Origin of the sequence: Paenibacillus marchantiophytorum (genome assembly GCF_014640555.1) — a bacterium.
GTDB lineage: Bacteria > Bacillota > Bacilli > Paenibacillales > NBRC-103111 > Paenibacillus_E > Paenibacillus_E marchantiophytorum.
Genome location: NZ_BMHE01000069.1, coordinates 20,196 through 27,067 on the forward strand (window position 1 = coordinate 20,196; position 6,872 = coordinate 27,067).

4 protein-coding genes are annotated in these 6,872 nt (G+C 48.1%); 1 reads left to right on the top strand and 3 read right to left on the bottom strand.

Translation table 11 applies throughout. The features are described 5' to 3' along the window. Positions 1-6 precede the first annotated feature (6 nt). Both IEY34_RS33415 and IEY34_RS33420 read right to left on the bottom strand, forming a co-directional pair. Positions 7-972 (bottom strand): LacI family DNA-binding transcriptional regulator, encoded by a 966-nt coding sequence (locus IEY34_RS33415; protein WP_189020204.1) that lies wholly within the window; start codon positions 970-972, stop codon positions 7-9. Positions 973-1,052: 80 nt separating this feature from the next. Then, on the bottom strand, positions 1,053-4,397 hold the full coding sequence (locus tag IEY34_RS33420; protein ID WP_189020206.1) for a GH36-type glycosyl hydrolase domain-containing protein: 3,345 nt from the start codon (positions 4,395-4,397) through the stop codon (positions 1,053-1,055). Positions 4,398-4,827: 430 nt separating this feature from the next. Here IEY34_RS33420 and IEY34_RS33425 point away from each other — a divergent pair, with 430 nt between their 5' ends. Further along, positions 4,828-5,811 (top strand): aldo/keto reductase, encoded by a 984-nt coding sequence (locus tag IEY34_RS33425; protein WP_189020208.1) that lies wholly within the window; start codon positions 4,828-4,830, stop codon positions 5,809-5,811. 53 nt (positions 5,812-5,864) lie between these two features. Here IEY34_RS33425 and IEY34_RS33430 read toward each other — a convergent pair whose 3' ends face one another. Continuing rightward, positions 5,865-6,572, bottom strand: coding sequence for a 3D domain-containing protein (locus IEY34_RS33430; RefSeq protein ID WP_189020210.1), 708 nt, complete (start codon positions 6,570-6,572; stop codon positions 5,865-5,867). Positions 6,573-6,872 lie beyond the last annotated feature (300 nt).

Below are 6,872 nucleotides of genomic sequence, written 5' to 3' on the forward strand. Positions count from 1 at the left end.
TCTTTCTTATACCGTGCGTACCGAATTGCCTTTGACCAATGTCACATAGATTCGTTCGTGGTCGATCTCTTTATCATCAATCAGCTTTAAAAGTTGTTCAGAAGCCAAAGCTCCCCATTTTCGCTTCGAATAATCAATTGTTGCAAGCCGGGGTTCTGTATACTGCGTCAATTCAATATTATCGAACCCGATAATATGAATGTGTGTGCCTATCTTGTACTCGGATTTCTTCACGGCATTATATAAGCCGATAGCCATCTCATCATTTAAACAGAAGACTGCGACAGGTTCCGTATATTCCTGAATGATCTGCTTGGCGGCTTCTTCACCGGCAGATTTGTTAAAATCGCCTAGAATTTGCGTATAGGCAAGAGGTTGATGACGATTCACGACTTGACGGACAGCCTGGAGGCGCTGCATGGAATCAAATGAGGCTTCAGGCCCTGCTACGACATAGATCTTGCGATGCCCTTCTTCAATCAGGTACTCCATGGCTAATGCGGCGCCTGCCTTATTATCGAGCAGAACTTGATTCACATTCGCATGGCTTAGCTCCCGATCGAGCACAACCAGCTTATGCCCGCGCTCCGCATATTGAAGCAGCTCTTCGCTGGAGAAAGAGGTGTCGAGCACGATAGCGCCGTCGATAGTCCGTTCCGGCAGCAGACGATGGGATTGCACGCCGCTGCATACGATTAAGTCGTAGCCTTGTTTATTCAGCACTTCTTTGATTCCCTGCAGCAGTTCTCCATAGAATGCACCATTAAAATCCGTAAGAAATACCCCGATAATCTTAGTTTCCTGCTTCTTCAGTGATCTGGCCGCCGCATTCGGGACGTAATTTAATTCCTTGGCCACGGCCAGTATTCTTGTGCTCGTTTCTTTCGTTACTTTGGGGTTCCCGTTTATCGCGTAGGATACCGTGGAGATCGAGACCCCCGCTTTTTTGGCGATATCTTTAATACTAACCACAATAACCGCCCCTATCGTTCATGCCATCATTGCCTTTACTATACCAATATATCGCTGCTTTCGAAAGATCACCCGTTCCATTAGATGTAAATGGCAATCACATTATCTGCGTCGCTTAACATATTCGCTAATTGCTCGTGGCGAACCCTAGTACCACCATGACGATAACGGTTGGGCAGGACTTCGGTTTCTGCTGTATGACCATTAATCACGATACGGCATTCCGCTGATCCGCTGATATGATATTCGAAACTTACACGGCGGTTCATCCAGGCAAAATCGAATCGAAGACCGTCCATGTCCGTCGGAAGCACGGGATCAATAATCAGATCGCCTCCCTCTTGGCGAATACCGAGACAGTTGGAGATAAGTTGATTCATGTAGATCCCCGGTCCGCTAGAGTAGATTCTCCAGCCGCCTTTAACCGGAACTTTTCCTTCGATCAGCTCCTGGAAGCGTTCTTGAGCATCATAACGGGTATTGAATTTGCCGTCTGAGCTGCTGAAGTAGGCATTGCTTTGGCGCAATTCGGCGTTCGGCACCACTTCTCTTAGTCCGATCGGGTTAATCATAGCCAAGCCCAGCCAGGCCTCGTCCACCTTGCCGAGCTTCGCCATCGCCTCTACGAAGCGGATATGCGCGTGTACATACTGCAGGCCGACTTCACGGCCAAAGTTCGACGCTTGCTCCGCACGTTTGAAGTGTGTGCTTACCCCTCCGGCATATCGTGCAGGGCGGTTCATCAAGCGTACGCCATCAGGGCAGTACAGTTCCTGCTTGATAAGCCTATAATGAGATGCTGCCTGCTCTTCGGTCAGCAATTCGGCGATCATGCTGCGCGTCATCGGCAGCAATCGATATTGAATGCCCGTCTTCGTATCGGTCGGATGCAGCATAAGCTCCGCTTCCCCCGGTTTCTCCATATACACGAAGCCAGGAATGACATCCTTTTGCAGCATATAGTGATTGAAATCGGCATGAATGCCAGCTGCCAGCTCGGCGAGCTCCGCTGAGAACACTTGGTGTTCATCCGTTAAAGCGGCGGATAATTGATTCAGCACTTGATAGGTCAATGCGACCGTCCAACTGCTGATCATATACTGCTTGAGCTGCGCATTGGCTGGCTGAAGCGTATCGTCCCAGTCCCCATCGCCATAAGCGGACAAATGCGTACCGTGAAGGAAGTGATTCTTCATGTAAGTCAACTGCTTCTGAACATGCTCAAGCAGGGTAGGGCATGGATCGGTGAAGGCGAAGTCTTCCCGCTGCGTATAGGGAATTCGCTCTTGGAGAATGCCGTAATCGTGCGTAGCCGAGATATAATCGGCGACAACTTTGAGCGGCCATACAATGATATCGCCATGGCTTTCCTCTTGCTGGATGCGGTAATATTGATCGAACATAAACCACTGCGGCCAGTTTCCGTCATCCTCATATTGATGGGCATATACCGTCTTGATAATCTCGCGCACTTGCTCGTATTTCTGTGTTGCCATGAAGTATTCCGTAGGTCCCTGACAGACGTCTCGCGTGCCCCAAGCGGCTCCGCCGTACTGCTCCAGCCCGTGCGGCACGGAATAATGAACGAGCATATTATGGGTGTACCACCAAGCAAGGGCATTCACCTTATTGAGTGATTCCGTCGCTTCACCATTGTGCGATAATTGGAAGCCATTCATTACATTGCCTAAATAGTCGCGGTATCGCTCAATTTCTACAGCCGTATTCGGCTTCACAAATGGCAGCTCTTCGCCATGAATAAGGCCTTGAACCGTCAAGCTCCATTCCGGGCAGGCGCTCAATTCAAGCACAACGAGCGAAGAGGAACCTGGATCGACCTGATCGGCTAAGGCTGTCTCGTTAGCCACGGTCACATCCGCTCCGGTGAGCTTCATACGGTAACACAGGTCTGGCAGGGTGCTGCTGTTGTCTGCACCTTCACCAGCACGGAACACCAGGATATCGCCTTCACGTTCCATATGGGAAGGGACACCGTACTCATTAGTATTCATGGTTACCTGATTCGTAATGAGATAGCGGTAGGGAGCTCCACTTGCAGATTGTACGGTTAGATGAACCTCAGGTGTGTCCAATGTTGTGAGGTTCGTGACAATAATCGTATCGTCAGCCGTTTTGTAGGTCCACCGCACATAATTGAAGCCAATCTCGTACATCGAAGGCATCGTGAGCATGCGAAATTTATTATGCAGCTCAATATAGATCCTCTGGCCTGAAGTCTTGAGCACATTCAGCGCATTGCGGGCATTCGTCAGCATTTTGTTGGCGGAGGTGTTTCCCACCACGAGCTGCGAGTTGAATATCCCGTACATATATGAGGTGGTAGTAAGTACTTGATCGTTCATCCGGGCATTATCCCCAGTCATGAGGATATGTCCATGCGGCCGCTCTACGAGCAGTTCTTTCTCTTTTAACACAACATGCTCGTGCCCCTCTGTGAAGAAAGACAGTAGAATCCCATTCTCCCATTCCTCTTGATGACGGCTAGGGAAGGAGCGCTCGATGTCCTCCGATGTCATAGATTCAACCTGAAGAGGATCGCCGATTCTAGGATGCAGGCTGACCGAGTTCAGGTCTTCATCCCACTTTGTATCCAAAGCTTCAGCATGTGCCCATGCTTCCTCTATGTCATGATGGTATGCCAGGCTAACAACCGCATCTGGATGGTGAGGCTTGAACAGACCGTAAAAAACAAATCGCGCCATGCCATCGACAATCACACGTTTTGATTGCAGAGCCGTATAGGCAAATTCATATTGGTAGATCTCGCTGGGCAGCTTTACCTGCGTCAATGCTTCAGGCTTGTTCGTTGCTTTATAGGATAAGCCGAAAAATTGGAAACCGTCTGTTGCATATTCCGCAGCATGGGTTAAGGAACCCTGCTGCAAATAGGGGAATTGTCCCTGTTGCGGCATATTTTGCCGAGAACAGACTACCCAGCCTTTGATAGGGTCTTGAAAGACGGAATGGTCGATGTATTGGGACAGATATGCTTCATTCGATCTGACAGCGCCTTGATCCGCAATGCCGACATCCTGCCCGTAAACAAGATCGATATCAGCTTCGTGACCATGGACTCGTACGTCCCAGAACCAGACCAGTTGAGGAGTGAGTGTAAAAATGACCTCATACTCAAGGTCCTCGGCATGACCCGTCCAAGAAATCTGGCTGTCGGTGCGACGTATGCGGCTGGAAGACCCGATGCCAAGCAGCGGGACAAAGGAGGTTGCTGAATCCCGGTGGATACGCAAATAGATGTTGTTCATCGAACCGTCGATGGGGTTGGATATCAACTGATTGATCATCGTCTGATTGTAAGTGATTTGTCTAATATCCCCGCTGTTCATAAAAGTGAACGCTAGCTCCCCGGTTCGGATGCAGATGTCTGTGTCATTAGGTCTAATCATGTTTTCCACTCGCTTTCTTAAATGTCCATTGAGTTGGTAAATCAGGTATCGAAACGTTTCGATTTATATAAAATTATTATAGATAGCAATAGTTTTGGCGTCAATAAACAAATTTATATAGGTGTAGTTTCTGTATTTGCTGCTTGGATTCGTGGAATCTGCAATGAATATCTGGCGTGAACTATTTTTCAGTATGAATCGAAACGTTTCTATAAGGGCGAAAGCACTCTAGAAGTGCTTATTCCCGCAAACTTCGCCGTATTTCCTGAATTAAGACCACAGATCCTGCATAAAGAGGCTGTTCGCAAGGGTTTCAACCTTTTGACACAGCCTGCATTCTTTTCGTATTCGTTGTATGCTCACGGAGTTAAGCCTATAATAGAAATAACGAAAATAGAACCTTAACAAAGTGAAGGAACGGTGGGTGTTCATGGACGGGAAAACAGTACTGCGCAAAATGGGCAGCTCAGATTTAGAACTTTCGCCTCTAGGTCTTGGTTGTTGGCAATTCAGCAATGGACAGGGGATGGTCGGCAAATTCTGGCCGGTTCTGGGAAAAGAGGATGTACTTCGCATCGTCCAAACTAGTCTCAAAGGCGGCATTAACTGGTTCGATACCGCTGAAGTTTATGGCAGGGGTCAATCCGAGCAAATGCTTGCTGAAGCGCTGCGCAAATCAGGCGCTTTGGCGAATGGTGCCCATATCGCGACAAAATGGTGGCCTGTGCTTCGCACGGCAAACAGCATTACAGCTACGATTCATGAGCGTCTGCGGCTGCTTGAGAACCGGACGATTCACCTTCACCAGGTTCATCAGCCGTATTCCTTCTCGTCGGTGCGCGGCCAGATGAATGCCATGGCGGAGCTTGTGAAGCAAGGGCATATCAAGAATGTTGGCGTCAGCAACTTTTCCGCCGACAAAATGCGTGAAGCCGATCGTGTGCTCCGCGAGCATGGACTTCGTCTTATTTCCAATCAAGTGAAGTACAGCTTGCTGGACCGCCGTATCGAACAGAACGGAATCATGGACGCTGCCAAGGAATTAGGCATCGCGATCATTGCCTACTCCCCTCTGGAGCAAGGGATTCTTAGCGGCAAGTTCCATAAGAACCCGGCTTTGGTGAAAGCCATCACGGGTCCGCGCAAATGGACGGCTGCCTTCCGCGAATCCGGACTGCGCAAGTCGCAGCCGCTGATCGCTCAGCTTGAGGAACTTGCGCATAAGTATGACGCTTCGCCGACGCAGATTGCGCTGAACTGGATGATTCATGCGCACGGAAATACGGTTTTCGCCATTCCAGGCGCATCCAAAGTGCATCATGCCGAGGAAAATGTGAAGGCAATGCAATTCACCCTAACTGAGGATGAGCTTCAACAAGTTGATGCTGTCTCCAAGCAAGTTTTGCAAAAATAATGCGTTGCTGGAAGCCTCCATTGCCGAGTAGGTGATAGGGGCTTCTTTATGTATTAAACATTTTCCTTATCAAGTAGATAGACTTTCACATTTTTCTTTACGCCGAATTCCTGTGCTTCCCCCAGATCATTCATGAAGACATCGATTCTCGAGCCCCGAATGGCTGAGCCGATATCCTCGGCTTTGCGAATGCCTATTCCTTCAATGAACACGGTAGATCCTAGGGGAATAACGGCTGGATCGACAGCTATCGTTCGCCCTTCTTTGGCTTTTTTGCCGCTGTAAGTAATGCCATATTGAGGATGGGAAGCTTTTTTGCCAGTAGATTCGAAGCCAGCGGTGTAGGCTGTGAGCGTGGTATTGATTACTTTTTTAATAATTTTGGGCTGTTCCGCTGCCAGGCCAGAGCTACCTTCTAGTATTGGAATGGATATATTTTGTCCTATTGTAAGGTGGTTGGGATCCCCAATCTGATTAGCAGCAATCAAATCTGATACATCAATGTTGAAATTTCGCGCAATTCGGTAAAGAGTATCTCCTCTGTTTACTTGATATAGCTGAGGCGACGGTGTCGGTGTGGGATCAGAAAACTGCGAGGTTTCTGCGGAAGGTTCAGCCGAGCTTGGATTTGAAGCAAAACTGTAGGTAGACGGCATACCCGGATCCTCGTCACCGATGGGATACGAATAAGCTGAGTTGGCTTGCATAAAACTGAACAATATAGGAAGCGTCAAAATCATAAAGCATATTTTACGAAACATGATAGCTCCTCCTCTTAGATAAATTAATAGAGTTATAGCTACTAGACTTGGCTATTTTTAATAGATATATACGTGGAATAGCAAAATAGTTGAAATGTGAATATGGGGGGATAAGAGGCCAGAATAAAAAAGATGTCGAATGGAAGAATAAACCATTGCAAAGTGAATGCGAACCATGCTATATTACAACTCCGGCCGCAAGATGGCTGGCGAAAGTAACTCGAAAAAAAGTAGTTGCATTAAAAAACTCAGTATGGTATATTACTTCTCGCTGCTCCGGTAACACGGCAGTGAACGAAA

Coding starts and splice junctions, on each gene's coding strand:
- IEY34_RS33420 (WP_189020206.1), bottom strand. CDS start 4,397: ATGATTAGACCTAATGACACAGACATCTGCATCCGAACCGGGGAGCTA.
- IEY34_RS33425 (WP_189020208.1), top strand. CDS start 4,828: ATGGACGGGAAAACAGTACTGCGCAAAATGGGCAGCTCAGATTTAGAA.
- IEY34_RS33430 (WP_189020210.1), bottom strand. CDS start 6,572: ATGTTTCGTAAAATATGCTTTATGATTTTGACGCTTCCTATATTGTTC.